Consider the following 26,026-nt stretch of genomic DNA (forward strand, 5'->3'; position numbering starts at 1 on the left):
GTAAGACACAGCGTAGAGAACTGCGCCCGGCGCTGTGTTACGCGGACGGATGCGGCTATTACCGAGCATTACGTGCGCCTTTCACCGTAACACCCGGTAACCCTTGAGGGCCGTCCGGAAACGAAAACCCCGCTGCTGCGCGTTAAACTTCATTCCATGGCTACTCAAATACTTGTTGTCGACGACGACGTCGAATTGCGCGATCTGCTGCGCGACTATCTGGCCCGTCAGGGCATCGAGGTCTCGGTGCTGCATGACGCGGGCTCGCTCGAGCGCAGGCTCGAACGCGAGCGTCCGGATCTGATCGTGCTCGATCTGATGATGCCCGGAGTCGACGGGCTGACCGCGTTGCGCAAGCTGCGCGCGTCGGGCGACGACATCCCCGTGATCATGCTCACCGCGCGTGCGGATGACGTCGACCGGATCGTCGGACTGGAACTCGGCGCGGACGACTACCTCGGCAAGCCGTTCAACCCGCGCGAACTGCTGGCGCGTGTGCAGGCTGTGCTGCGGCGCCGCCGTACGCTGCCGTCCGCGGCCGCGCCGGAACAGCGCGAGCCGTTCAACTTCGGTCGCTTTACGCTGGACTTCCAGTCGCGCACGCTGCATCTGGAAGACAAACCGCTCACCCTGTCGGGCAGCGAGTTCGCGCTTCTGAAAATTTTCGTCAATCACCCCATGCGCACGCTCACGCGCGAGCGCCTGCTCGAACTGCTGCACGGCCCCGAATACGACGGCACCGACCGCGGCATCGACGTGCAGGTGTGGCGCCTGCGCCGCATTCTCGAAACCGATCCGTCCACGCCACGCTTCATTCAAACAGTGCGCGGCCGCGGTTACGTGTTCGTGCCCGACGGCGAACAGCATGCGCCGGCCCATTGATTCGCTGTTCGGGCGACTGGCGCTGCTAGTCGTCGCGGTGCTGCTTTTGTCGCATTTCGCGTGGTACTCGCTGATGCGGCTCGAACGCAGTCAACTGCAAACGCGCTACGCGGTCGAAGAAGCGGTGTTTCTCGTCGACGCGGTGCGTCAGCACGTCGCCCGTACGCCGGATCAACCGTTGCCGTCGCGCGTCAAACTGGTCGACCCGTCGAGTCCCGACGTGCCGCCGGAGACGAGTGCGGATTTGCCGGCGCCGCTCGAGCGTTTTATCGAGGACGTACGCGACCGGATGCCGTCCGGCACCCAGGTGCGAATCGGCCAGCCGGGCCGTCCACCCGCGTTATGGGTGCGCGCCGTGTCGGATAAAAACTGGATCGTCGTGCCGGTGCAGCCGTTGCGCCCGCCGCGCTCGCTTGACCGCACGGTGCTATGGCTCGCCATTATTTTTTCGTTCGCGGTCATGGCGGCGCTCTTCGCTGCATGGGCATTGCAGCAGCCGTTGCGCTCGCTCGCGCAGGCGGTGGCGCGCTTCGGCCGCGGCCTGCCGGTCCCGCCCGTGCCCGAGCGCGGCCCACGCGAATTGCGCCAACTCACACACGGCTTCAATCAGATGGTGCAGGAAGTGGCACGCACTGAAAACGACCGGGCCGTGATGCTGGCGGGTGTCGCGCACGATCTGAAAACGCCGCTTGCGCGCTTGCGTCTGCGCGCCGAAATGATGGAAGAAGTGAAAATGCGCGACGGCGTGGTGCGCGACGTCGATTCAATGACACACATCGTCGAGCAATTCCTGGTGTTTGCTCACGACGGCGCGGATCGCAGCGAAGCGGTCGAGGTGGATGCGCAGTGCGAGCGCGTGGTGCGCAGCTATCGCGCGGTGGCGGCCGGCGCGCCCACAGTGCAGACCGAACTCAATGCGGGGCCAGGCTTCCTGTTGCCCGCCGCCACGCTCGACCGGATTCTGTCGAACCTGATCGACAACGCACATGCCTATGGCGCGCCGCCAATTATTGTCGCCACGGCGCGCACGCCGCAGGGCTTCACGCTCTCGGTGCGCGACAACGGCAGTGGCATCGCCGCCCAGGACCTGATCAACGCAAGCCGTCCGTTTGTGCGGCTCGATCCGGCGCGCGGCGGCAACGGCCATAGCGGTCTGGGGCTCGCAATCGTCGAGCGGTTGGTGCGGCGTGCGGGCGGGGAGTGGGAGATTGGCAACCACGGCGGCCGTGGTTTGCGCGTCTTGATGAGCTTTCCGTTCGAAGCGGTGCCGCGCGTCATGGTGGCCTCGGAAAGCGTCTGGTAGGTTGGATGAGATGCGGGCGGCAGGTGCCAGCCCCGCTATATAGACGTTAGATGTGTGTGAAACAGATGTGACAACGCGCGTTCGGCAATCGGCGCGCTAGTCTGAAAACAGCGTGTTCAGCGCATTCGCCGCGTCCACATCCACCGTATTCCACGTTACCGTTTCGGCTTCGAAGATGTAATGCGTGGTGTATTTGCCGAGACGGGCGAGTATCTCTTCCTGAATCAGTTCCGGCGCAACTTCCAGTTTCAGATACCACGCGGTGGACGACAGGCGCGTCTGAAACGCGCCGTATTCGGCCAGCAGATGGTCGAACGCGTCAGCATCGTGATCGCGACAGACGATGACCAGATTTCCCTTCATGCGAATCTCCCGTTAGAGCGGTAGCGGCAACCTCGATATCAGGGTCGATGATACCTGCTTCGTCGCGGCGCGCCCCGGCGGGGATTGCGTTGCGTCAGCCGTCACACGCATTGATGCGGGTGGCGGCGTTCAGCGGGAAGCATGCGGAAAGCAGGCGGGATTAACAGGCGGTGGCTACCGTGCGGGCGGGCGGCGCGGTGTCGTCGGGTGGCAGCGCTTCGGTGCGGTCGCGTCCGCCTGTCTTCGCGGCGTAAAGCGCTGTGTCGGCGCGGCTCATGATCCGCTCGGGCAGATCGTCGCGCGAGAGTTCGGTAATGCCGATGCTCACGCTCAGGCCCACCGAAGCCGGCAGCTTCGGCGAAGGAATGGCCTTCAGACGCAGGCGCAGCCGTTCGACCACTGCGCGGCCGTCGGCCAGATCAGTGGCCGGCAGCAGCAAGCCGAACTCTTCGCCGCCGAGCCGGCCGATCGCGTCGGCGCCACGCAGTTCGGCGCGGCAGGTGTCGACGAAATGTTCGAGCGCGCGGTCGCCGGCGGCATGGCCGAAGCGGTCGTTGATCTGCTTGAAGTGGTCAAGGTCGGCGATCGCCATGCACAACGGCTCGTTGGCCGCATGCGCGCGTTCGATCTCATGGCGCAGCAGATCGAGGAAGTAGCGCCGCGACAGCGCGCCGGTCAGCGCATCGTGGCGCGCTTCGGCCGACAGCAGCGTATTGGCCGATTGCAATTGTTCCGCAAGGTCACGCGTGGCGCGATGGTGGCGCCGCTCGCGCACGTACGACACGGTGATCACCCACGCCAGCGCGACAGTGCCGGCCAGTGTCAGAAACACCAGCAGATGATCGCGCTTGTGATTGCGCAGCAGTTCAGGCCAGGCCGCGAGCGGATCGACGAGGTGAGCGGAGAGCCCCGAGTTCAGTCCGCCACGCGACTGATAGAGAGAAGGCACGGGCCGCTCGATCATGCCAAACAGCTGCCCGGCAATCGCGGACGGTACCCACGGCGCCTGGTCGCGCACCTGGGCGTCGACCTGAATCCGTACGTTGGGGAACGACTCCCGGTGATAGGTCACGAGCCGATCGGCGGTGCTCATCTGCTGGACCCGCGAGTCCGGCAGCGCGCGCCCCTCGAGTGCGCTGTTGTGCGCCATGATGATGACGCCATTGTCGTCGGCGACGAACGTCCCGGCATGCGCAACCCAGTGGCGCAACCGCGCGATGCCGACCTTGGCGACGACCACGCCCACCAGTAAGCCTTCCGCATACACCGGCGCCGCGATGAAGATGCCTGGCTCGCCGCTCGCGCGGCCGACGCCGTACGCTTCCGAGAATGCGCCGAGGAGTGCATTCGTCAGGTAGCCGCGCACGCGCATGTCGATGCCGACAAAGGAGCGTTCGGCGGCCAGCGGGTTGTTGATGGAGTCGCTCGATGCGACGCAAATGCCGTTGGCGTTGACGAGCCAGATCTGGTCGAGCCCGGAGAAGCCTTGGGCGTCGTGCAGAAAGTTGCTCACTGCGATCATCTGCGAGTCTTTTAGCAGGGCGGTGCGCAGGCCGGGTTCCGCCGCTTCGCCGTTCGCGGCATAATTCTGGGATTGCACCAGCGCGCGCTGGACCACGTCCATTTCGGCCATGGTTGCCGGAATGGCGCGCGACATGGCGAGGTCGCTCGCAATCACTTCGGCCATGTTGTCGACGATCGACGTGGACATTTGCCGCTGCGTGCGCAAGGCCGCGTCCAGCTCTTGCTGTACCATCCGGTCCGCGACCATGCCGGCCACGAACCAGCAAACGACCACGATCAGCACGAAGCTGATCGGCCCGGTTGCCTGGCGCAAGGTTGTCCTGTTCATCGACCCTCTGATCCGTCTGGCTGTGACATGCAACTAGCTCATTCGTGGCAGCGCGCCGGCGCTGTGTCGTTCCTGTGGAAGCCGGTGGCGATATGCCACCGCTGTGACCCGGGATAAATCGCAAATATGTGCGCCCAGTGTCGATCCCAGTGTGGATTTTAACCGTCAAAGGGCCTGACGCCACCGTTATTGCTGGAATGCGAATGACATCCGCATGGCCCATCAGGTTCTTAACGGCAGCAAGCGCGGTTTCTGAATGGCTCTGCGGGTTTTCCGGGGAGTGGCGGGAGATGCGGGGTGGCTCAAAGCTGTGGCTGGCGCGCGACGGTGAGGGCTCGTATCGCACTTGCGGGTGATCGCCGGAGGTCGTTGCCAGGTGTTTGCCGCTATTTAACGTGAAAGGTTGTGCCTGAAACATAGGATGGTGTAGTGTCGTGCCGTCCAAAACAAGGAACGCTCGCCAGCCTCCGGGTGGCGCCCGCGGCGACAGGAGTCCGGCTTCGCGGCAACGGTTCCGGGCAGCTTGCCCGCGGACCCGTCCGTCACCGGTCCACGTGTCTCCAACGATAACGATTTACCGCGCACACGCGTTTTGCCATGCCTGATTTCCGCTTTCCGGACCGATCTTCAGACCGCCGCGCCATCATCGCGGCCTCCTTGGTGCGTTTGAATGCCTGCTTCAAAAAGGAGGGTGTCTGATGGATTTCAGCTTCAACCTGAAGCGCACCGCCAATGCCTCGGCATGGCGGGTGCTGCCCAATCGCTGGGACTTCGTTGCCTTTCCGCTGATCATCTGTGTGATCGCGATGGCGGCGATCGGCTTTCACGAGACCCTGGCGCCGATGTCGACGCTCAAGACGCAGGCGATCTCGCTCGACCCGTCGAATCTGCCTGAATACGCGATGCGCACCACGCTGCGCATGCTCGCGGCCATGGTCGCCTCGCTGTTGTTTACGCTGGTGTACGGCACGCTGGCCGCCAAGAGCCGTCGCGCCGGGATGGTGCTGGTGCCGATTCTCGACATCCTGCAGTCGGTGCCGGTGCTGGGCTACATATCGTTTACGGTCACGTTCTTCCTTGCGCTGTTTCCGGGCCGCGTGCTCGGCGCCGAACTGGCGGCGATCTTCGCGATCTTTACGAGCCAGGCGTGGAACATGACGTTCAGCTTCTACCAGTCGCTGCGCACGGTGCCGCGCGACCTGGACGAAGTCTCGCGCGGCTTTCATCTGACCTCGTGGCAGCGTTTCTGGAAACTCGAAGTGCCGTTCTCGATGCCGGGCCTCATCTGGAACATGATGATGTCGATGTCGGGCGGCTGGTTCTTCGTGGTCGCTTCGGAAGCCATCACGGTCGGCAACAATACGATCACGCTGCCGGGGATCGGCGCGTATCTGGCCCAGGCGATCTCGGACAAGAATCTGCACGCAATCGGCTGGGTGATTCTGGCGATGACCGTCGTGATTCTCGCCTACGACCAGCTCCTGTTCCGCCCGCTGGTCGCGTGGGCCGACAAGTTCCGTATGGAAACCACCAGTTCGGGTGACGCGCCGGAATCGTGGCTGCTCGATCTGATTCGCCGCACGCGCCTGATCCACCGTCTGCTGGTGCCGCTCGGCTGGATGTTCGCCAAGGCCGCGCGGGTGCGTTTCCAGCTGCCGGCATTCAGCGCCCCGCGCTTCCAGATTCCGCAGCGCGAAAAGACTTCGCGTATCGGCGACGTGGTCTGGGCCGCCTTGGTGCTGGTCGCCACGGTCTATGTGGTGTACCGCGTGTTCCTCTACGTGCGTACCGGCGTCTCGCTCGACGAGGTCGGCCACGTGTTCGTGCTCGGTCTCATTACGCTGCTGCGCGTGGTGGTGCTGATCGCGATTGCCTCTGTGATCTGGGTGCCGATTGGGGTGTTGATCGGGCTGCGGCCGGCGCTGGCGGAAAAGATCCAGCCGCTCGCGCAGTTTCTTGCCGCGTTCCCGGCGAACCTGCTGTTCCCGGTGTTCGTCATCGTCATCGTGCGCTTTCATCTGAACCCGGACATCTGGCTCTCGCCGCTGATCGTGCTCGGCACGCAGTGGTATATCCTGTTCAACGTGATTGCCGGTGCGAGTTCGTATCCGAACGACTACCGCGAAGCGGCCAAGAACTTCCACATTCGCGGCTGGCAATGGTGGCGCCAGGCGATGCTGCCGGGCATTTTCCCCTATTACGTGACCGGTGCGATCACCGCCTCGGGCGGCGCGTGGAACGCCAGTATCGTCGCGGAATTCGTCCAGTGGGGCAACACCAAGGTTGCCGCGCATGGCTTGGGCGCATACATCGCGCAGACCACCGCAGCGGGCGACTATCCGAAGATCATCGTGGGCATCGCCGTGATGTCCCTGTTCGTGACCCTGTTCAACCGCCTGCTGTGGCGTCCGATGTTCGCCTACGCCGAAGCGAAGCTCCGGCTAGATTGAGAATTAAAGGCTAAACGCGATGCAAAATCCTAAAGCTGCTATGACCGCCGCGCCGATCCAGACCCCGCCGATGCCGCCGCGCCTCGGTGAGGAGATCCTGCGCGTCAAGGACGTGTGCCGCGGGTTCAACAAGTCGCAGGGCGAACTGCTCGTCCTCGACGACGCGAATCTGTCGTTGCGCGAAGGCGAGATCGTCGGTTTGCTGGGCCGCTCGGGCTCGGGCAAGTCGACGCTGTTGCGCATCATCGCAGGCCTGATCGAGCCGACCGACGGCGAAGTCACGTATATGGGCAAGCCGCTCGACGGCCCGGCCAAGGGTGTGGCGATGGTGTTTCAGACCTTCGCGCTGTTCCCGTGGCTGACCGTGCTGCAAAACGTGGAAGCGGGACTCGAAGCACAAGGCGTCGGCGCGAGTGATCGCCGTACGCGCGCGCTGGCGGCGATCGACCTGATCGGTCTCGACGGTTTCGAAAACGCGTATCCGCGCGAGTTGTCGGGCGGCATGCGTCAGCGCGTCGGTTTTGCACGCGCGCTGGTGGTCGACCCCACGTTGCTGCTGATGGACGAGCCGTTCTCCGCGCTCGACGTGCTGACCGCCGAAACGCTGCGTACCGACTTGCTCGACTTGTGGACGCAAGGCCGCATGCCGATCAAGGCCGTGCTGATCGTCACGCACAACATCGAGGAAGCGGTGTTCATGTGCGACCGGATTCTGGTGCTGTCGTCGAATCCTGGCCGTGTGATCGCCGAGATCAAGGTGCCGTTCAAGCATCCGCGTAACCGTCTGGACCCGGCATTCCGCCGCCTCGTCGACGAAATTTACGCGAAGATGACCGCGCGCCAGACCGACGAGAAGACCAAGAAGGGGCTCGAGTTGCACAGCTGGCTGCCGCATGTGTCGACCAACCTGATGGCCGGTCTGATCGAAACGCTGGCCGCCGCGCCGTACCACGGCCGTGCCGACATGCCGGAAATCGCCCGCTCGCTGCATCTGGAGGTGGACGATCTGTTCCCGGTCGCCGAAGTGCTGCAGCACCTAGGCTTCGCCGACATCCGCGAAGGCGATATTTTCCTGACGCCGCCGGCACGCGTGTTCTCCGAGTTCGGCACGCAGGAACGGAAGATGATGTTCGCCGAGCACCTGTTGCGTCACGTGCCGCTCGCCGCGCGGATCAAGAAGGTGTTGAACGAACGGCCGGGGCATCGTGCGCCGCGCGTGCGCTTCGAACAGGAACTGGAAGATTTTCTGTCGGACAGCGCCGCGGAAGAAACGCTTGACGCGGTCATCAACTGGGGCCGTTATGGCGAGATTTTCTCGTACAACGACCAGACGGAAATCTTCAGTCTGGAAGACGTGGAATCTTAAGTTTGAGTCTTAGGCGCCATCGAGAAGTCTAAGAAAGAAAAGCGGCAAGGGAGACCCTGCCGCTTTTTTTATTGCAGATTGCCCCAGCGTTCGACCGCCGGTTCTGCGGACGCCCACTTCCAGCCTTTGTCCTGCTGGCACGCACTCGCCGAGTACCAGTCTTCGTGCGCGCCGGGGCCGTCGCCATCCTGCACCGAGAACACGAACTCCTTGCAGAGCGTGAGCGCCGAGCCGAACGCGCGCGTCACGCGCACCACGCCGTGGCCGTTCTCGATAGGCAGCGTGTGTTTGATCGCCCAGGGCCGTGTTTCGCCGACCGGCATGGCACCCGCGAGAGCGGCGATCAGGTTTTGCTGATCCGTGTGCATGTTGCGCATGTAGCGGCCAACGGCTTCGTCGGTGGCGGCCTGCACAGCAATGCCGATGCCGATGCCGACAGCCGGGTTGGACGTCACGAGACCCGACGCGACGCCAGCCGCCGCGCCGCTCATTGCGCCGACCGACGAGCAGCCGCTCGTCAACAGACTGGCGCCGACACAGAGTGCACCCATCAGCACGAGCCGCAGCCGGTTGCCGGACAGCCCACGCGCCAGAGCGCGCCGGACCGAAAGCGAACGCGCCGTCATTGCAGCGCACCCCAGCGTTCGGTGGCCGGTTCGGCCGATGCCCATTTCCAGTTGTCACCGTCGCGGCAAATCGAAGCGACGTAGAACGCGCTGCTGGCCGGGACATTCTTGGTGGCGGTGGTGTCCACCGAGAACACGATTTCCTTGCAGTCGAGCGCGCCGGTGCTGATCGCGCGGCTGACAGTGACGCGACCGTGTTCGTCGTCTTCGATCGGCGTCGAGTGGGTCACGTTCCACGGTGCGATCGCGCCGACATCGAGCGGCCCGGCAATTTTAGCGATACCGTCCTGCGTATTCTTGTGGACCACGCGCTCCGAGTACTGCACGCCCGCGCGGGCCGCGGCCACGGCGCCGAGACCGATACCGGTGGCGACCGCCGCGTTGCTGGTGACTTTTGCCGCGAGCGCGGCGCCTGCGATACCGGCGCCTGCAGTGGCGCCTTCAGAGTAGAGCGAACTACAGCCGCTCAATGCCGACGAGATCGCCACGACCAGTGCGATGAGCGCCGTTGCATTCGGACGTCCGCCTCCGGCCACGTGTTTTGCCCGTTCAGCCCACACCATACTTTTTTGCATTTCCCTGTCTCTACTCCTGCAAGTGCCTTTCGTTCACGCATCAAACCAGTGTGTGAACGCACGGCACGCCGATCCAATACGCTGCCGCATTTTGCAGGATGCGATTTGTAATTGGCAGTGGGAAAATGCAAGCAATTGCAAAAGATAGTGCGGGACAAATCGGTTTCTGGTGGGCAGAAAGCCGATTTGATTGGCGGTGCGAAGGGATTGGAAACGAGGTGAAGTGCGCAGAAATGACCGCTAAATCAGGCCTCAAACCACAATTTGGTGGCGCTGCTGCGCGAGCACGTCACGCTCGCGCAGCAGCGCGGCTCATGGCTCGATGTCACCTTCCGTGGCGTCGTCTCCGCCGTACGCGCTCAGACGGTTGTAGAGCGTTTTCAGACTCACGCCCAAGGCTTTAGCGGCGCGCCGTTTGTCGCCGCCGCAATATTTCAGTGTGCCGAGAATGATCTGTTTTTGCGCATCGGCGAGCGGTGTGCCGATCCATACGCTCATCGCGTCGCCCTGGGTGATGGGCTTTTTCACACGCGACGCCAGATGCGGATGCGGCAACTCAACCGTCTTCTCGGCAAGAATGAACGCGCGATACACCGCGTTCTTCAACTCGCGCACGTTGCCGGGCCACGACCAGGTGCGCAGTGTTTCGATCGACCGCTTGCTGAAACTCTTGCTCGCCGCTTCCTGGTGATTCAACAAGGCGAGGAAGTGCTGTGCGAGCAGTTCGCGATCGCTTTCCCGCTCACGCAGCGGCGGCGCGCGTAGAGGAAAAACGGCCAGCCGGTACATCAGATCTTCACGCAGACCGTTTTCCTTGACGGCCACGGCAGGGTCGCGATTGGTGGCGGCAATCACGCGCACGTCGCCGCGAATCAGTTCGTTGCCGCCGACCCGATAGAACGTGCCGGTTTCGAGCGCGCGCAGAAGCTTCACCTGGCGCACTGGCGCCATCTCCGTGATTTCGTCGAGAAACAACGTGCCGCCGTTCGCGTGTTCGAAGTAACCGACGCGGCCCTGGACCGCACCGGTGAAGCTGCCTTTTTCGTGGCCGAACAGTTCGGCTTCGATGAGTTCGTCGGGAATCGCGCCGCAGTTCACAGCGACAAAAGGGGCGTCCTTGCGGCTGCTCTGATCGTGAATCGTGCGGGCGATCAATTCCTTGCCCGTGCCGGATTCACCGATGATCAACGCGGTCGCGTCCGTGCCGGCGACGCGTTCGATCTGTTCGTACAGATCCAGCATCACCGGCGAAGAGCCATACAGCAGCCCGTACGATTTCAGTCCCGCGATGCCGTCCGCGACACGCTGCTTCGCCTGTGCCGAAGCACTGCCGCCAGCGGAGACGGTGTGCGAGTCCAGATCGATTGACGCCATAAACGGGAAGTCCTGTGCAAATGAGGTTCGTTGTTGCGGCGCGCAGGCCTATAACGAGATAAAGCGGATTAGCGGTATCTCACAAGAGTTGATTTAACCACTTCGGCGCGGTTTCCGGCAATCCATGTGACAGTCGGCAAAATCCACGCGCGCGCGGTCGGTCGAAAGTGCCTGGAAAGGCGTCTGCGTCGCGTGTGGGCGGCAAATTTACCGGGCACGGCGTTTGCGTCTCCCACCCGACACGCGTGTGTTTCCGCACAGGGCCGCCAGAGGCGCCGGGATTCATACGCGAACGCCGAACTCAGACATGGGAGTAAATGATGACTGATACCACGCAACAGCTTGCACTCGGCGGACAGAAGATTGTCGAGGATCTGCGGGTGCTGCTGACGGACTCGGAAGAAATGCTGCGGCTTGCCGCAAATATGCCCGGCGAGGGTGTCGGCGCATTGCGCGACCGGCTGGGCGCGCACGTGGAAACGTTGCAATCGGCCCTCGGCGACGCGCAGCAGAATGCGCAGCGGCGCTATCGGGCCGCGACCGTCAATACCGAGCGGTATGTGCGGCGCAACCCGTGGCGCGCGCTCGGCATTGCCGCGGGCGTCGGCTTCCTGCTGGGCGTCCTGAGCGCGCGCTAACGCGCCATTCTCGACGTACCGACCCGCTTCACGACAAACAAGGAGTTCACGATGGCACGACCCAAAATTGGTATCTTCGGCGCTCTGCTGGCTCTCGGCGGCTTTCTGGCTGTGCGTTATGTGCAGAGAGGCCGTTCGCAGGGTCCGGCGGCGCGCGAGTTGAGCCGTTGGGAAGGTGAGGGCGGCACGGTGGCGACGCCGGCGGTGCCAGCCGGAAGCGTGGCGGCAGCTAGCGCAGGCCCGGCGACGCCGGACGCGACGCACGGCACGAGCGGGCCGAACGGCACGAACGGCTCGACGCATCCGAACGGCGACGGTGGAGCATGGCCGTTTCCGCGTAGTTGAGCGGCGCTGCGCAGGGGTTGTGGCCGGCGTCCCGCATTGATCGGCGACGCTGGCCAAGTCTGTTTTTTTGTCTCGATAAGGCCGTATAATAGGCAAATAAACAACAATGACAGGGGGATATGCAAGATTTCCCCATTCATTGTTGCGATATTGCATCAAGTCGGAGGCTCGGCGTTTTTTGCTGAGAGTTGGCGTGTGCTCACCGTGTGCTCACATCGGGGCGCTTCGCTGACCGGCATCCAATCGTCGAACGGCTTGTTCTGCATGCGCTTTGGCATGTTCCCCATCCACGCTTTCTGGCTTTCGAGACGCGATGCCACACGTACTGATTGTCGATGACGATGCAAGTACCCGCGAGGCGCTTTCCGCCATCATCGGGGAAGACGGCCTGACCACCGCCACCGCGGGCGATTTGCGCGAGGCGCGCATTCAACTGGTCCGGCAGATGCCGGACGTTGTCTTTACCGACCTGAAGCTGCCCGACGGCAGTGGGGTCGATCTGTTCGAGGATCTCGATCCACGCTCGGGCGTGGAAGTGATCGTAATTACAGGCCACGCGACGGTAGAGTCAGCAGTCAACGCGCTGAAAATGGGCGCCACCGACTACCTCGTGAAGCCAATCAACATGCAGCGCGTAAAGGCGATTCTGTCGCGCCTGCCGCGCGCCGGCGACCTCAAGGCGGAAATCGGCACGTTGCGTGGCGAACTGCGCCGCATGGGGCGCTTTGGCCTGATGCTCGGCAATTCACCGGCGATGCAGGAGGTCTACGACCAGATCGGCCGGGTCGCGCCGACGGCCGCCTCGGTGATGCTGGTGGGCGAATCGGGCACGGGCAAGGAAGTGGCCGCGCAGACACTGCATCAGCTCAGCCTGCGCCGTAAGCATGCATTTCTCGCGGTGAACTGCGGCGCGATTTCGCCGAACCTGATCGAATCGGAAATGTTCGGCCACGAGCGCGGCTCGTTTACCGGCGCGGACCGCCAGCACAAAGGGTATTTCGAACGCGCGAACGGCGGCACGCTGTTTCTCGATGAAATCACCGAGATGCCGATCGAGTTGCAGGTCAAGCTATTGCGCGTGCTGGAAACCGGCATGTTCATGCGGGTCGGCACGACCAGGGAAATTGAAACCGACGTGCGCCTGATCGCGGCGACCAACCGCGATCCGGAACAGGCGGTGCTCGAAGGCAAGCTGCGCCTTGACTTGTACCATCGTCTGAATGTGTTTCCGATCAGCCTGCCGCCGCTGCGTGATCGGGGCAAGGACGTTGAACTGCTGGCCCAGGCCTTCCTCGACGAACTCAACGAGCGTCACAGCACAAAGAAGCATTTCCCGGAGACATTGAAGGACATGCTGCTGTCGTATCCGTGGCCGGGCAACGTGCGTGAACTGAAGAACTACGTGCAGCGCGCGCACATCATGTCGGGAACGGATTCGGACAGCACGGCAACGGTACCGTTGCAGATCACGCTGTCCAAACCCGCAGCCGGCACGTCGATCACGATTCCGTTCGGCACCTCGCTCGCCGAAGCGGACCGTCAGCTCATTCTGGCGACGCTTGAACAATGCGGCGGCGTGAAGACGCGCGCGGCGGAGATTCTCGGCATCAGCCTGAAGACGCTGTACAACCGGCTTGTCGAGTACGGCAACGACGCGCGTGAAGACGCCGATGCGGCCGACGAATCGCGCGCATTGGGCGGCGCGGACGCCTGAGACGCCCGCTCCCCCTTAAGTCCGGACGCGCGGGCGCCTTCGAGCCGGGGGCGCGCAGAGGACGGCATAGGCCTTGCTGCGCTCCCATGGAACGCTAAAACGAGGATAACCGACATGCCGCGATACGCTGCCGCCCCCGAGCTTCCCTTTGCCAAACACGCTCATCGTCCCGAGCCGATCGAGCCGCCTTCTCCGCCGCAGCCGCCTCCGCCGGCCACGCCCGGTGAGCCCGACACGATCCCCGATCCGACCCCCCAGCCGATCGAGCCCATCGAACCGATCGCGCCGCCGATCGGCGATCCGCCGCCGCAACCTACGCAGACGCCACAAGCCAGTCAGCTTCCGCCGCTGCGTATGCAACGCTGACGTGTCCTCTCCGCTGCGCCGCATACTGGCGCAGCGATTTTATGTACGTGTTACAAAGTCGGCGCATCTTTTACCGGCAATTTACCGTGGTGACCCCTAGACTGTATTGACGCCGCCTTCTGCGGCGGCAGGCTTCCTTCGGAGGCATCGATCATGAGACATCCAGCACTGCGACGCTCCGCGCGCCACTCGAAGCGCGATTCCCGGCCGGGCAGCGGCACGAGCGGTCCGCCAGCATCGCCTGACCCGGCTGCGCAGAACCGCCCCGCGCCCGACGCGCCGCCAGACGGCGAGCACAATCAGGGCGGCGTGCGTCGGGAAGGGCTGGAGTACCAGCGCGATCTGGGCTCGGAGCAGGACGCCTGAATCCATCTGACGGCCGGTAAGAAAACCAGCGCTTTCGTCATTCAAAGCAGAAAAAATTTCTTCGCAGTGCCACGGCGTTGCGCGTTTCTGCTCGCATGTCACATTTGCATACATTTTTATTTCCGTGATCTCGTAAAACGGCACGCGAATTGCATGCACCTTTCTGGCACATATCCGTATGCAACGAAACAACTGACTGAGGTGGAGCACCAATGAGCAGACTGATCGTGGTATCGAATCGTGTCGCGCCGACCCAGGAAGGCCGTCCTGCAGCTGGCGGGCTGGCGATTGGCGTGCTGGACGCGTTGAAGGAAACCGGCGGAGTCTGGTTTGGCTGGAGCGGTGAGACGGTTGCAGAGCCGTCCGCGCCCGTGATTGAAAAGCAGGGCAATGTGACTTACGCGACGGTGGGCCTCACCAAGCGCGATTACGACCAGTACTACCGTGGTTTTTCGAATTCGACGCTGTGGCCGACGTTCCACTATCGCAATGATCTGTCGCGCTATGACCGGCAGGAATACGCGGGCTATCAGCGCGTGAATGCGACGCTCGCCAAGCAGCTCAAGGAATTGCTCAAACCGGATGACATCATCTGGGTGCACGACTATCACCTGCTGCCGTTCGCGCGGTGTCTGCGTGAACTTGGCGTGAAAAATCCGATTGGCTTCTTCCTGCATATTCCGTTTCCGGTGCCGGAAGTGCTGCGCACGATTCCGCCGCACGAGGAATTGCTCAAGGCCATGTGCAGCTACGACGTGGTCGGCTTCCAGACCGAGGCGGACCGTCAGTCGTTCGTCGACTATATCGAGCGCGGCCAGCATGGCACCTCGAGTGAAGACGGCATGATGCACGCGTACAACCGCTTCCTGAAGGTTGGCGCGTACCCGATCGGTATCTATCCCGACGCCATTGCCAAAGCCGCTGAACAGTTCACCGACCGCAAGCCGGTGCGGAGCCTGCGCGACGGCATGCGCGGACGCAGGCTGATCATGAGCGTCGATCGTCTCGATTATTCGAAAGGGCTCGTGGAACGCTTCCAGGCTTTCGAGCGCCTGCTGCTGAATGCGCCGGGTTGGCACGGGCGCGTGTCGCTGGTGCAGATCGCGCCACCTACGCGTGCGGACGTGCAGACCTATCAGCGGATTCGTCAGACGCTGGAGGGCGAAGCGGGCCGCATCAATGGCCGTTTTGCGCAACTCGACTGGACGCCGATCCAGTACCTGAACCGCAAGTACGAACGCAATCTGCTGATGGCGCTGTTCCGCCAATCGCACGTCGGCTATGTAACGCCGCTGCGCGACGGCATGAATCTGGTCGCGAAGGAGTACGTCGCCTCACAGGACCCCGCCGATCCCGGCGTGCTGGTGCTGTCGCAATTCGCGGGCGCTGCCGAGCAATTGCCGGGCGCACTGGTGGTCAATCCGTTCGATCTGTCGCAGATGGCTGAGGCGCTGGAACGCGCCTTGTCGATGCCGCTCGCCGAACGGCAGGCGCGTCACGCAGACATGATGGCGCCGATGCGCGAAAACAATCTGTCGGTCTGGCGCGATACGTTCCTCGCCGACCTTCGCCACGTCGCGACGGCTTCGTCAGTGACGGCCAAGGCGGTGAAGCTCGCTGACGTGACGGCATCGTAGCCCGCTCGGCGGGCGGCGGCGCGTCGCTCGTCGAATCCGCGCATGCCGGTCACGTCCGTGCGAAGCGGTTTTGAGAAATGTTTGAGAAGATGACTGCCAGAAGGGCGCGGATCGCAGCCAGCGATCCGCGCCCTTCTTCATATGGGGAGAGCAGTCAGGCCGGCAGCGCATTCACACGCTGCATGACGCGCAGCGTACTGATCACCGCGGCAAGCGCGGAGAAACAGGCGGCCACATACAACGCAACCGTCGACCCGTTCACAGGCGCGACGCCGAAGATCAGCGCGACCAGTGCCGCGCCGAGCGTCTGCCCAGTCAGGCGCGCGGTGCCGAGCATGCCGCTCGCACCGCCGCTGCGCTCGCGCGGCGCGGCCGACAGCATGGTGCGGTTGTTCGGCGACTGGAAGATGCCGAAGCCCGCGCCGCACAGCGCCATGCGCCAGGCAATCTGCATGGGCTCCGGATGCGCGCCGAGTGTGGCGAGCAGAAGCAGGCCCACGGTCATCGCGGCAAGCCCCACGCCGCCCAGCCAGCCCGACGACACCCTGTCCGACAGCAAGCCGGCAATCGGAGCGGCGATGACGATCACCAGCGGCCAGGGCGTCATCAGCAAACCGGTTTGCACCTGTGACAAGCCGAGCGTGTTCTGCAACAGAAACGGCAACGACACGAAGGCGAGCATCTGCGCGCAGAAGGAACAGACCGAGGTGCCGATCGACAATGCGAACACCGGAATCCTCAGCAAATCGATCGGCAGCAGCGGTGCGGGCTGGCTCAACTGACGGCGCACGAAAAAGTAACCGATCACAAGCGCGCCGAGCGCTTCGAACATGACATAGCCCAGCCGCTCGCCGTGGCCCAGACCGTCGACGGCAAAGATCAGCAGGCCGAACACGAACGCGTTCATGACCGCGCTCAGGTAGTCGTATGGCGATTCGTGGCCGGGATTGAGCGGCAGCGCCTTGAAGCCGCCGATAATCGCCGCGATGCCGATCGGCACATTGATCGCGAACAGCCACGGCCACGTGGCGATGGCGAGCACGCCGGAGGCAACCGTCGGTCCGATGGCCGACGACACGGCGACCACCACCGCGTTGATCGCCACGCCGCGCCCCAGTTGCGAGGGCGGATAAATCATGCGCACCAGCGCGGTGTTGACGCTCATGATGCCCGCGGCGCCGAAGCCCTGAATCACGCGAGCGAGCGCAAGCGTCGGCAGTGAGGTGGACAGCGCGCAACCGAACGACGCCACGGTGAACAGGATCAGCCCAGCCAGATAGATGCGCCGGTAGCCGATGCGATCGCCCAGCGAGGCAAGCGGCAGCAGCGAGATGGTGATGGCGAGCTGATAGGCGTTGACGATCCAGATCGAGCCGGCCGCGCTCGAATGCAGATTGCGCGCGATGGTGGGCAGCGCCACGTTGGCAATCGCGCTGTCGAGCACCGCGAGCGTGAGCGCGAGCGCGATGACCAGCATCGCCCAGTAACGTTGCGGCAAGGGCAAGCCCTGTTCCGGGCTGTCCGGAAGCGAGGCGCCATGGGCAGGGTGATTCGCGGAATCGGCGGCGTCGGCGGGACTCGAACCGTCCTTGCGGGATGGTTGTGCTTGCATCGTTCTTTGGAGTTATAGCGGGGCGGCTCGCCGGCTGCCGCGGCGATGCCGGCGCCGCTAAAGCGTACCGGCATCGCGTCTCACGCATTATTTGAGTTCGTAAAGACCCGTATGCGTGGTCGAGTCGATTTCGTTCAGATGCGTCATGAAGCGCGCGACCGCGTTGGTGGTGTCCGCGTTGATCGGCAGATGCGCCACCTTCAGCGCATGCAGGCGGAAGATAAAGCGGTGCGCCCGGTCGCCGCGCGGCGGCGCGGCGCCGCCGAAGCCCACCGTGCCGTAGTCGTTGCGCACCTGCAGCGCGCCCTGCGGCAGCAGTGCGCCATCCGCTTTGCCGGCATTGCGCGGCAGCGAACGTGCGTCAGCCGGAATGTTGACGACGACCCAGTGCCAGAAGCCGCTGCCGGTCGGCGCGTCGGGATCGTGAACAGTGAGTGCGAAGCTTTGAGTGTCGGCCGGGGGCGCGTCCCACTGCAAGGCGGGCGAGATGTTCTCGCCGTCCACGCCGAATGCCTTGTCGTGGTATTCGTGGGCTTTCGGCATGAAGCCATTGGTGGGGAACTCATCGGACCAGAGACGGAAATCAGCCATCGTATGCCTCCCTTCAAGGATGGTTCTGGAGATGGTCGGGGTGGGGTTCCGTGCTGCCGGTGTGCTGCGGGTTCGGCAAGCGGAAAGGCCCCGAGCGAGCTAAATGAGTGTATCACCAGCCGCTTCGGGATTTGCCCGAACCCGGTGGGCTACAAGCGGCTTTCAGCCGCGCGCCTCGAACTCCGGCGCGTCGCTGCGCAGCCACTCGGTGAGTCGTTGCAGCACACCCTCGATATCGCGATTGGCACCACGCAACGCGCATTCCCACACCACCGCGACGCGCCAGCCGTGCGCGAGCAAGGCCGCGCGAACCTTGTCGTCGTTGCTGCGATTGCGGCCGATCTTCTCGCGCCAGAATTCGGGCCGCGTCTGCGGCCATTTGAAGAGATGACAGTCGTGGCCGTGCCAGAAGCAGCCGTGCACCAGCACGACCGCGCGGTAGCGCGGCAGGACGATATCCGGGCGGCCCGGCAGATCGCGGGCGTCCAGGCGAAAGCGAAATCCCTGGCGGTGCAGCAGGCTGCGGATCAGGATTTCCGGCTTCGTATTGCGGCCGCGGATGCCGGACATCATCCGGCTGCGGGTCGCGCTGTCGACGATATCGACCATGGTCGGGATTGGCGGCGCTCAGGCGTACAGCGAAAGGGCTTGCGCCGAGCCGCGCGGTGTTTCCTCGGCGAGCAGGGTTTGTACATGCGGCAGCATGATGCGCGCCACTTCGCGCATCACCGGCATGACCACGCTGTTGCCGAATTGCCGGTACGCCTGCGTGTCGCTGACGGGAATCCGGAAGGTATCGGGAAAGCCCATCAGCCGCGCGCACTCGCGCGGCGTCAGACGGCGCGGGCGTGACGCGTCGCCTTGATGGACGAGAATTTCCGAGCCGTCCTTGTGATAGCGCGCGGACAGTGTGCGCGTCACGCTGTCCGGATAGGCCATGCCGAAGCCAAAGCCGTTACCCGCCGCGCGATGTTTCGCCGCGTAGTTCTGCAGATAGGTCCACAGGTTCGGGGTGAGTGTGTACTTCGCTTGAACGCGCCGGCTGGCGTGGTCGAAGAAACGATCGTGGTCCCACGGCAAGACCGGTTCGCTGCCGTCCGTGCGATGCAGGATCGAGCCGAGGCGCGGGCCGATTGCCGGCAGATGCAGATCGTCCCAGGAAAAAGACGTCTTGCCGCGAAAGCCGACGATGATGATCCGTTCCCGATGCTGTGGCGTGAAATGCTGGCCGTCGACCACGCGGTAATGCACTTCGTAGCCGAGCTCGTCGCGCAGGGTTTGCAGAATCACGTCGAAGGTCCGGCCTTTGTCGTGCGAGAGCAGGTTCTTCACGTTTTCCAGCAGGAACGCCGCCGGCCGCTTGGCCGCGATGATCCGCGCGACGTCGAAAAATAGTGTGCCCTGGGTTGTGCACTCGAAACCGTGCGGCCGTCCCAGCGCGTTTTTCTTGCTGACGCCGGCGATCGAAAACGGCTGGCAGGGAAAGCCGCCAAGCAGCACGTCGTGGCTCGGCACGTCTTCGGCGGGAAAAGAGACGATGTCGCCAATCAGCGCGTGCGCGGCGCCGGCGGGGTAGTTCTCGCCGGGGTAGTTCTCGCGATACGTCTTGGTGGAAAACTCGTTCCACTCGCTCGTGAACACGCATTCACCGCCGTGCGCTTCGAAACCCAGACGAATGCCGCCAATGCCGGCGAACAGATCGATAAAACGGAACGGGGCCTCGCCATTCGCCGCGCCGGCCTTCGCCCCGGCGCTGTTATGCAGCAGATCGCGCAAGGCGGGTTCGAGCATCGCCGGACAGGGTGTTTCGCCTTTTTCCCAGCGACGCACCGTCTTGATGTCTTTGCCGACGTGCGCGGCGATTTCGCGTTGGGTGAAGCGGGCGCGCGCCTGCCTGAGCAGGTCGAGCGGTGCGGCGAGGGTCACGGATGTCCTTGCTGGGAATTTTTGCGGACATTATGACCTAAGGTCGTCCCATTTCCTCAGTTTTTACGGACGACGAGCGAAAAATCGCTATCGTCGACGGGGTGTTTTCTGTCGAAATGCGTGTGTCACGGATGGGCGTGTAGGCTTATAACGTGACGCGAATTCCCCGCGTTGCGACGTGTTGGGGCCGCGGCGAGATTCGCGGCCTTTTTTTATGTGAAGGGGATCGTGCGGGGGGCCGGCGCGGGACGCCGGCCGTTTGGGACGCAGCGTGTCAGATCTGAACGGCGGCAGCGTGCGATGCTTGAGAACGCGCAGCGGACGGCGCCAGTTCGTCCCATGCCGGTGGGGGCGCTGCGTCGAACTGGTCGATTTGCAACAGCAGGCTGTCGACCGCGCATAGCTGCGCGTGGGACAGATTACCGGTGTCGAGCAGCTGGTGCAGACGCTTGCGCCAGTAGTCGGCCGGCAAGATCGGTCCGCCCAGGTCGCCGTGTAAAGCCGGCCGCATGACGCGCCCAATGTGCGCGATATCCCGGTCGATCAGCATCGCCTGAGACGACCCCGTCAGCGTAATGAGTGTGCGGTCCATAACCCCTCCATGGCTCCTTTACGGCAGACAGCAGCGGGACTTTAGACTTTTTTAAAAATATTTTTCAGAACTGTTTCGGCGACCGACGCGGCGAACCTCCTGGCCGGGCACACCCGTTGCTCGACAGGGATACTGGCGTAATGTTGCGCCGGCATTCCACGAGATGGAGCCGAACATGAACAAAGACCAGGTGAAGGGCGTAGGCGAGCAGATCAAGGGCAAGGTCAACGAAGCTGTCGGCAAGGCCACCGACAACCCGGGCAAGGAGCTCAAGGGTGACTTGCAGCAAGGCGCCGGCAAGGTGCAGAAGGCCTATGGCGATGCGAAAGAAGACGCCAAGGACAATGCCAAGCGCAACGCGCCGTAATTCGGCTCGCGAATAGTTCCCGATAGTGTTTGACTCGACGGCAAAGGGCGCTTCGGCGCCTTTTGCCGTTCTAGCGTGTGATTGATTTTTTGCATGACCGGGTAGAAATGTCCAAGGCGCCGCCTGGGAGTAACCCGGGTTCCGCGTCCCGGATGCGCCGTAGTGGAAGCGCTACCTTTAGACTTGGCGCAATCCAACCGGAGCGCGCCTATGACACCCGAGAAAGTGCTTTCGATGTTCGAACGGCAGTACCTGGAGGGCAAGGTGCCCATCGACCTCGAGTACACCTGCGCAAGTTTCGCCAACTGGCTCGCTACAACGTGGGAACAACTCGACGGGGAGCAGCGGACGCTGCTAATGACGGTCGGTGCGGCCCTGTGGCGCGAAGGATATAACCTGCGCGCCGGTGCCGCGACCAAGGATTTGTGGTGAGTCCTGGCGGCTGATCGCGTCGTTGCGCTGGCGTCGAGCCGTCTCGGGGCGGACTCGCACGCGTTGTGCCGAGTCGGTTTATATTGGGCGGTCCCGCGTTCGGGCTTCTCTTGCCGGTCCCATGCCGGTTCTCGCGCCCGACGCCCAATTTCCAGCCGCAGCTTTCGCACAAGGGTTACGCCATCACCATGACCGATCTATCCGCCTTCCCGATCACGAAGAAATGGCCTGCTGAGCATTCGGACAGGCTGCAGCTCTATTCGCTGCCCACGCCCAATGGCGTCAAGGTGGCGATCATGCTCGAAGAGATCGGGTTGCCGTATGAGCCGCATCTCGTACGCTTCGATACGAACGACCAGCTGTCGCCCGAGTTCATGTCGCTGAATCCGAACAACAAGATTCCGGCCATCATCGATCCGAACGGCCCGGACGGCAAGCCGCTGCCGCTGTTCGAATCCGGCGCGATCCTGATCTATCTGGCGGACAAGACGGGCAAATTGATGCCGAAAGATGCCGCCGGCCGCTACGAAACGATCCAGTGGGTGATGTTCCAGATGGGCGGGATCGGTCCGATGTTCGGTCAGTTGGGCTTCTTCAACAAGTTCGCGGGGAAAGAGTACGAAGACAAACGACCGCGCGATCGCTACGTGGCGGAATCGAAGCGCCTGCTCGCCGTGCTGGAGCAGCGGCTTGAAGGGCGTGAATGGATCATGGGCGACGCTTACTCGATCGCCGATATCGCGACCTTCCCCTGGGTGCGTAACCTGATCGGTTTTTACGAAGCGGGCGAGCTGGTCGGCATTCAGGACTTTCCGAATGTGACGCGAGCGCTCGCCGCGTTTATCGCGCGTCCGGCGGTGGCAAAGGGTCTGGATATTCCGAAGCGTCCGTAATGCCCTTTGCGGTGATTGGGGCGATGTCGACAGGGAACTCTTCGCACGGAAGAGTTCCGCTGCATGGCGGTCCTAGAAGGACGTTCGTATGCCGACGCGTGCCACGGTTTCGTACTGCGACGACGATTCCGCGAGGTCGCCGACGTCACCGAAAACATCCTGCCCCGACGCCTTCTGGTAGACCGTTTGCGCATAGACGTCGGTCCGTTTCGACAGCCGGTAGTCGGCCATCACACCCACTTCGTTCCGATGCGGAGAGTTGTGCCCGATCGACGAGGTGATCGACTCCTTCGTGTAGGTGTACATCGCCGCGACGTAGCATGCCGCGGTGATGTCGAACTTCGCGTTGACTTCGAAGTTATCGAATTTCAATGTACTGACGGGGAAGGTCGGCCGGTCGACGATGTCGGTGTGCGTGTAGACGAAGCCAAGCGTCGCAGTTCCGATTGCATAGTTCACGCCTGCGCCAGCGACGCGCTGTTGTCCCGACAGATAAGGCGATCCCGTCACGGCGCCAACGGTAGTGGCGCTCGCGTTGTCGATATTCATGTACGCCGCGGCAAGCGACAGAGGACCGTTCTGATACTTCGTGCCGATGCTCCATACGCGATTGTCGGCAAACGCGCCGGCCTGGTTGCTGAAGCCGTATACGCCGCCAAACTGAAGTCCCGCATAGTTGGCGCTCGTGTACTTCGCCGAATTGTCGATGCGGAACGTCTCGTTGATATTGTCGTGGTCGAAGGGATGCGCGAAGAGCGTGCCGCCCCAGCTGGCCGTCGCTGTCAACGGCGCGACGTAGTCCACCACTGAATCGTATTGGCGCCCGAAGGTCAACGTGCCTATGTTTTCGGAAGCAATGCCGATATACGCCTGACGGCCGAACATCTGGCCATTCGGCAATGCGCTGCCGTTATTGATGTTGAATCCGTTCTCGAGTTGAAAGACCGCGCTGAGACCGCCGCCGAGATCTTCTTTTCCTTTCAGGCCCCACCGATTGCCCAACTGTTGAGTGCCGCTGACGAGCGCGTAGTCGGCGTGACCGCCAAGATTGCTGACGTATTCGAAGCCTTCGTCAATGGAGCCGTAGAGTGTCACGCTGCTTTGTGCATGAGCGACACCTGCAACGATGCCGAGCGCCGCTGGGAGGAATAGCGTGCGTTTTATTTTCATTTTGATGCCCCGAGTTTTTGTGGGCAGAGCGTCTGCCGTTTCGAATTTCGGGCGGGATTCTACAGAGGCGGGCTTTCAGGGGGATTGCGTGGGTGGCGATGTTTGCGCCGCAATGCTCTGCCCTTGTTAGTAGCCGATGCAGCAAATGCTAATGCCAACCGTGTAACCGCCGATGGTCGGTTGTTTGCTCCAACTGGCGCAACCGGCAAGACACAGCGCGAGGCAGGCAATAGCGATAGCGATCTTCATATGCTTTCCGGCGGGTGAAAACAAATTGTAATGCTGTCGGCGCTTGTGTGCGCGCGGCATTGGTACGCACCATCTGTGGTACCCGAATAATGTATTGGGCGTTAGCACAAACTAGTTGAGGGCCGTCATCTCGTCCTTTTCAGCCTGCAACGATCCAATCGCGACATGGCCTATTTGTGCGGCCCAAGATCGCGAGCACCTGAATTAGCATGCCTGTCGATAATGCGATGCAGCAAACACCCTTGGGATCAATGACTTCGACGGTTCGTCGGTTGGTTATCCACAGGTTCATCCACTTTTTCGGTGCATAACTTGGCGAAAACCGTCACATCCATTCATCGCGGGTTTCGCGTGTTTCGCAATCCAGGAATGCCCAACAGTCTGCCGTCTGCGGCGAGCGCAAAAAGGCCCAGACCGCGAAGGCCTGGGCAAATCCAACGGGATCGGAGCACCCGCCGGAGGAGGTATCAAGACGAAACCGGCCCGTTACCGGGCAGTGCCGGGATAGCGAGCCAGTTCTTTAATTAGGGAGCGCGCGGAGGTGCGACGCCCTCAGAGGGCGATGCGCGGCGACCGGGTAGGGCAGCAGCGACTCGCCAGTCTGACGGTTAATGACCTGAGTAAAGCGAACGCGGACCGGTAGCGACTGCGGGGGCGCCGGATGCCGACGAACCGCCCACAATGCCACCAACGCCGCTGGTGTCAGCTACGCCAGCCTGTGCCGTAGCGGTTTGCGCATTTTGAGCAGCCACCTTGGCTTCGGCAGCCTGAATGTCGGCCGGGTAATAGGGATCTTCGCCACGGGCCGGGTTGTAGCCAGCCTTCTCGAGCTGGACCAGTTCGGCGCGAACCTGCGCACGGGTGACAGGCTCGTTCGGTTGCTTGGCGAACGATGCGACCGGAGCAGCGAGTACGGCGGCAACAATAACAGCTTGAATAAGGGACTTCATGATGACTTACCTCCAGACCTTGTTTTGTCCTGCTACGAACAGCCCTGTTCGTATTCAGTGACTACAGTCTAGTTAGGCAGGCACTTAAGATTAAGGCCCGTATCTGGAGAAGATTGTTGTTCGATTTGGGTAAACCCTGATTTCGCGTTGCGGCTCTTATGAGCTGCGCGCGCTCACGTCCTGTTCAACAACTGCTATCGCGACGTGGCAGAACGCAACGCGGGAACGATACGTCGACTGGTCGACGCCACGCGGTAGTGGAGTTCCGAAGAATCGATTCGGCCGTTCGCCATCGCTGCGACGCTGACACCCGACCGTCTGCTTCGCTCGGACACCGGCTACCTTTGGGTGAGCCGTGCGCGTGGGCCAAGGTCGCTGCGCGAGGCGACGTCAGTGGCCGGTGGCCGGCTCCGCCCGTGCGCTCCTACGCAGGACATCGGCAGGTACACCAAACGTTCGGAGGAACGCACGGCGCATACGTTCCCGATCCGAGAAACCCGTTTCCTGCGCCACCACGTTAATCGTGTGGCGGCCTTGCTCAATCATGAATCTGGCTGCTTCCAGGCGAAGCTGTTCCACAGCTTTGGCCGGCGACTGACCGGTCTCGGCGACGAAGGCGCGGCTGAACTGGCGAGGGCTGAGGTTTGCGACATCCGCAAGCTCCTCAATGGTGAGCGGATTGCGCAGGTTGCGGCGAATATGCGCGAGGACCAATTCAATCCGATCGGATTTCGGCGTCATGTCCAGTAACGCGGAATGCTGCATCTGACCACCAAGCCGACGCTGATTCATGACAAGAAGCCGGGCAACCATTTTTGCGGCGTCGGCGCCGAGGTCGTTATCGAGCAACGCCAGGGCGAGGTCGATGCCGGCCGTCATTCCCGCCGAAGTCCAGACTGGACCGTCGTTGACAAATATCCGGTCTTCTTCTGTGCGGACTTTCGGGAATCGCGCTCTGAATTCAGACGCGTGTGCCCAATGCATGGTTGCGCGTCTGCCATCCAGGAGTTCCGCCTCGGCAAGGACAAACGCGCCACTGCAGATCGAGGCTATCCGTCTGGATGCCTTGGCCGCCTCTTTCACGAATGCAACTACGGGAGCATCCGAAACGGGCATTTTCATTTCAGTGATTGAGCCGACGATGACCGTGTCGAATGCCGGGTCGCCGAACGCCTCGGTTTCCAGTGCCATCCCACCTGAAGATACAACAGGACCACCGTGTTCAGACAGGAGATGGACGTCGTAGCACTGGCCTCTCGGCGGCATGTTCGCGATCTCGAATACCGTAAGGGCCGCGAGGCTCATCATCTGAAATCTTCTCGGCACTATGAAGCCAATCCGGTGCATATCTGATCCTGCCGTTCGCAACATGAACGTGCTGTGAATG

At 62.5% G+C, this 26,026-nt stretch carries 27 protein-coding genes; 13 read left to right on the forward strand and 14 right to left on the reverse strand.

Going from position 1 to position 26,026, the window contains the following annotated elements:
- Positions 1 to 156: 156 nt before the first annotated feature.
- On the forward strand, positions 157 to 882 hold the full coding sequence (locus PQR27_RS04140) for a response regulator (RefSeq protein WP_012432166.1): 726 nt from the start codon (positions 157 to 159) through the stop codon (positions 880 to 882).
- The gene (locus tag PQR27_RS04145) at positions 866 to 2,185 is read left to right on the forward strand and encodes an ATP-binding protein (protein WP_408522448.1); all 1,320 of its coding nucleotides are present in this window, start codon (positions 866 to 868) and stop codon (positions 2,183 to 2,185) included. The genes PQR27_RS04140 and PQR27_RS04145 overlap by 17 nt, the downstream gene beginning before the upstream one ends.
- Before the next feature lie 96 nt (positions 2,186 to 2,281).
- Here PQR27_RS04145 and PQR27_RS04150 read toward each other — a convergent pair whose 3' ends face one another.
- Positions 2,282 to 2,548: a hypothetical protein gene (locus tag PQR27_RS04150; protein WP_408522449.1), complete on the reverse strand. Its 267-nt coding sequence runs from the start codon at positions 2,546 to 2,548 to the stop codon at positions 2,282 to 2,284.
- A 160-nt stretch (positions 2,549 to 2,708) separates the two neighbouring features.
- Complete coding sequence (locus PQR27_RS04155; RefSeq protein ID WP_408522450.1) at positions 2,709 to 4,400, reverse strand: sensor domain-containing diguanylate cyclase; 1,692 nt, start codon at positions 4,398 to 4,400, stop codon at positions 2,709 to 2,711.
- A 698-nt stretch (positions 4,401 to 5,098) separates the two neighbouring features.
- Here PQR27_RS04155 and PQR27_RS04160 point away from each other — a divergent pair.
- Positions 5,099 to 6,850, forward strand: a complete 1,752-nt coding sequence (locus tag PQR27_RS04160) for an ABC transporter permease (RefSeq protein WP_408522451.1) — start codon at positions 5,099 to 5,101, stop codon at positions 6,848 to 6,850.
- A 19-nt stretch (positions 6,851 to 6,869) separates the two neighbouring features.
- On the forward strand, positions 6,870 to 8,216 hold the full coding sequence (locus PQR27_RS04165; RefSeq protein ID WP_408522452.1) for an ABC transporter ATP-binding protein: 1,347 nt from the start codon (positions 6,870 to 6,872) through the stop codon (positions 8,214 to 8,216).
- 68 nt (positions 8,217 to 8,284) lie between these two features.
- On the opposite strand, the gene PQR27_RS04170 is transcribed toward PQR27_RS04165, so the two are convergent.
- The 3 genes from PQR27_RS04170 to PQR27_RS04180 form a co-directional block, all read right to left on the reverse strand.
- Positions 8,285 to 8,842, reverse strand: a complete 558-nt coding sequence (locus PQR27_RS04170) for a hypothetical protein (protein ID WP_408522453.1) — start codon at positions 8,840 to 8,842, stop codon at positions 8,285 to 8,287.
- A complete protein-coding gene (locus PQR27_RS04175; RefSeq protein ID WP_408522454.1) occupies positions 8,839 to 9,417 on the reverse strand; it encodes a hypothetical protein in 579 nt (192 codons plus the stop codon). Before PQR27_RS04175 ends, PQR27_RS04170 begins: the two co-directional genes overlap by 4 nt.
- A gap of 312 nt (positions 9,418 to 9,729) precedes the next feature.
- Positions 9,730 to 10,791, reverse strand: a complete 1,062-nt coding sequence (locus tag PQR27_RS04180) for a sigma-54 interaction domain-containing protein (protein ID WP_408522455.1) — start codon at positions 10,789 to 10,791, stop codon at positions 9,730 to 9,732.
- Positions 10,792 to 11,111: 320 nt separating this feature from the next.
- Between PQR27_RS04180 and PQR27_RS04185 the strand changes: the two genes are divergently transcribed.
- The 6 genes from PQR27_RS04185 (at position 11,112) to otsA (ending at position 15,857) form a co-directional block, all read left to right on the forward strand.
- Positions 11,112 to 11,429 (forward strand): ElaB/YgaM/YqjD family protein, encoded by a 318-nt coding sequence (locus tag PQR27_RS04185; protein WP_408522456.1) that lies wholly within the window; start codon positions 11,112 to 11,114, stop codon positions 11,427 to 11,429.
- Positions 11,430 to 11,480: 51 nt separating this feature from the next.
- The gene (locus tag PQR27_RS04190; RefSeq protein WP_408522458.1) at positions 11,481 to 11,774 is read left to right on the forward strand and encodes a hypothetical protein; all 294 of its coding nucleotides are present in this window, start codon (positions 11,481 to 11,483) and stop codon (positions 11,772 to 11,774) included.
- A 313-nt stretch (positions 11,775 to 12,087) separates the two neighbouring features.
- On the forward strand, positions 12,088 to 13,488 hold the full coding sequence (locus PQR27_RS04195; RefSeq protein WP_408522459.1) for a sigma-54-dependent transcriptional regulator: 1,401 nt from the start codon (positions 12,088 to 12,090) through the stop codon (positions 13,486 to 13,488).
- A gap of 114 nt (positions 13,489 to 13,602) precedes the next feature.
- Positions 13,603 to 13,854 (forward strand): hypothetical protein, encoded by a 252-nt coding sequence (locus tag PQR27_RS04200; protein ID WP_408522460.1) that lies wholly within the window; start codon positions 13,603 to 13,605, stop codon positions 13,852 to 13,854.
- A 153-nt stretch (positions 13,855 to 14,007) separates the two neighbouring features.
- Positions 14,008 to 14,220: a hypothetical protein gene (locus PQR27_RS04205; RefSeq protein ID WP_408522461.1), complete on the forward strand. Its 213-nt coding sequence runs from the start codon at positions 14,008 to 14,010 to the stop codon at positions 14,218 to 14,220.
- Between the two features lie 212 nt (positions 14,221 to 14,432).
- On the forward strand, positions 14,433 to 15,857 hold the full coding sequence (gene otsA / locus PQR27_RS04210; RefSeq protein ID WP_408522463.1) for an alpha,alpha-trehalose-phosphate synthase (UDP-forming): 1,425 nt from the start codon (positions 14,433 to 14,435) through the stop codon (positions 15,855 to 15,857).
- Between the two features lie 154 nt (positions 15,858 to 16,011).
- Here otsA and PQR27_RS04215 read toward each other — a convergent pair whose 3' ends face one another.
- From PQR27_RS04215 to PQR27_RS04235, 5 genes are all read right to left on the reverse strand, one after another.
- A complete protein-coding gene (locus PQR27_RS04215) occupies positions 16,012 to 17,469 on the reverse strand; it encodes an MFS transporter (RefSeq protein ID WP_408522464.1) in 1,458 nt (485 codons plus the stop codon).
- 87 nt (positions 17,470 to 17,556) lie between these two features.
- Positions 17,557 to 18,060: a YbhB/YbcL family Raf kinase inhibitor-like protein gene (locus PQR27_RS04220; protein ID WP_408522465.1), complete on the reverse strand. Its 504-nt coding sequence runs from the start codon at positions 18,058 to 18,060 to the stop codon at positions 17,557 to 17,559.
- A gap of 162 nt (positions 18,061 to 18,222) precedes the next feature.
- Positions 18,223 to 18,669 (reverse strand): very short patch repair endonuclease, encoded by a 447-nt coding sequence (locus PQR27_RS04225; protein ID WP_408522466.1) that lies wholly within the window; start codon positions 18,667 to 18,669, stop codon positions 18,223 to 18,225.
- Positions 18,670 to 18,687: 18 nt separating this feature from the next.
- Positions 18,688 to 19,986, reverse strand: coding sequence for a DNA (cytosine-5-)-methyltransferase (dcm, locus tag PQR27_RS04230; protein WP_408522467.1), 1,299 nt, complete (start codon positions 19,984 to 19,986; stop codon positions 18,688 to 18,690).
- Positions 19,987 to 20,260: 274 nt separating this feature from the next.
- The gene (locus PQR27_RS04235) at positions 20,261 to 20,578 is read right to left on the reverse strand and encodes a hypothetical protein (RefSeq protein ID WP_408522468.1); all 318 of its coding nucleotides are present in this window, start codon (positions 20,576 to 20,578) and stop codon (positions 20,261 to 20,263) included.
- A 175-nt stretch (positions 20,579 to 20,753) separates the two neighbouring features.
- Here PQR27_RS04235 and PQR27_RS04240 point away from each other — a divergent pair, with 175 nt between their 5' ends.
- The 3 genes from PQR27_RS04240 to PQR27_RS04250 all read left to right on the forward strand — a co-directional run bounded on the left by PQR27_RS04240 (position 20,754) and on the right by PQR27_RS04250 (position 22,270).
- Positions 20,754 to 20,945, forward strand: a complete 192-nt coding sequence (locus PQR27_RS04240; RefSeq protein WP_408522469.1) for a CsbD family protein — start codon at positions 20,754 to 20,756, stop codon at positions 20,943 to 20,945.
- 210 nt (positions 20,946 to 21,155) lie between these two features.
- Positions 21,156 to 21,377, forward strand: coding sequence for a hypothetical protein (locus tag PQR27_RS04245; RefSeq protein ID WP_408522470.1), 222 nt, complete (start codon positions 21,156 to 21,158; stop codon positions 21,375 to 21,377).
- Positions 21,378 to 21,565: 188 nt separating this feature from the next.
- A complete protein-coding gene (locus tag PQR27_RS04250) occupies positions 21,566 to 22,270 on the forward strand; it encodes a glutathione S-transferase N-terminal domain-containing protein (protein ID WP_408522471.1) in 705 nt (234 codons plus the stop codon).
- A 72-nt stretch (positions 22,271 to 22,342) separates the two neighbouring features.
- Here PQR27_RS04250 and PQR27_RS04255 read toward each other — a convergent pair whose 3' ends face one another.
- From PQR27_RS04255 to PQR27_RS04270, 4 genes are all read right to left on the reverse strand, one after another.
- Positions 22,343 to 23,440 carry a porin gene (locus tag PQR27_RS04255; protein ID WP_408522472.1) on the reverse strand — a complete coding sequence of 366 codons (1,098 nt, stop codon included), beginning with the start codon at positions 23,438 to 23,440 and terminating at the stop codon, positions 22,343 to 22,345.
- A gap of 126 nt (positions 23,441 to 23,566) precedes the next feature.
- Entirely contained in the window at positions 23,567 to 23,689 is a 123-nt protein-coding gene (locus PQR27_RS04260; RefSeq protein ID WP_408522473.1) for a hypothetical protein, read from the reverse strand.
- A 608-nt stretch (positions 23,690 to 24,297) separates the two neighbouring features.
- Entirely contained in the window at positions 24,298 to 24,639 is a 342-nt protein-coding gene (locus tag PQR27_RS04265; RefSeq protein ID WP_408522474.1) for a DUF4148 domain-containing protein, read from the reverse strand.
- A 390-nt stretch (positions 24,640 to 25,029) separates the two neighbouring features.
- Positions 25,030 to 25,986 (reverse strand): GlxA family transcriptional regulator, encoded by a 957-nt coding sequence (locus PQR27_RS04270; protein WP_408522475.1) that lies wholly within the window; start codon positions 25,984 to 25,986, stop codon positions 25,030 to 25,032.
- Between the last annotated feature and the right edge of the window lie 40 nt (positions 25,987 to 26,026).

The sequence above is a fragment of the Paraburkholderia fungorum genome, from assembly GCF_046027215.1.
GTDB lineage: Bacteria > Pseudomonadota > Gammaproteobacteria > Burkholderiales > Burkholderiaceae > Paraburkholderia > Paraburkholderia fungorum_D.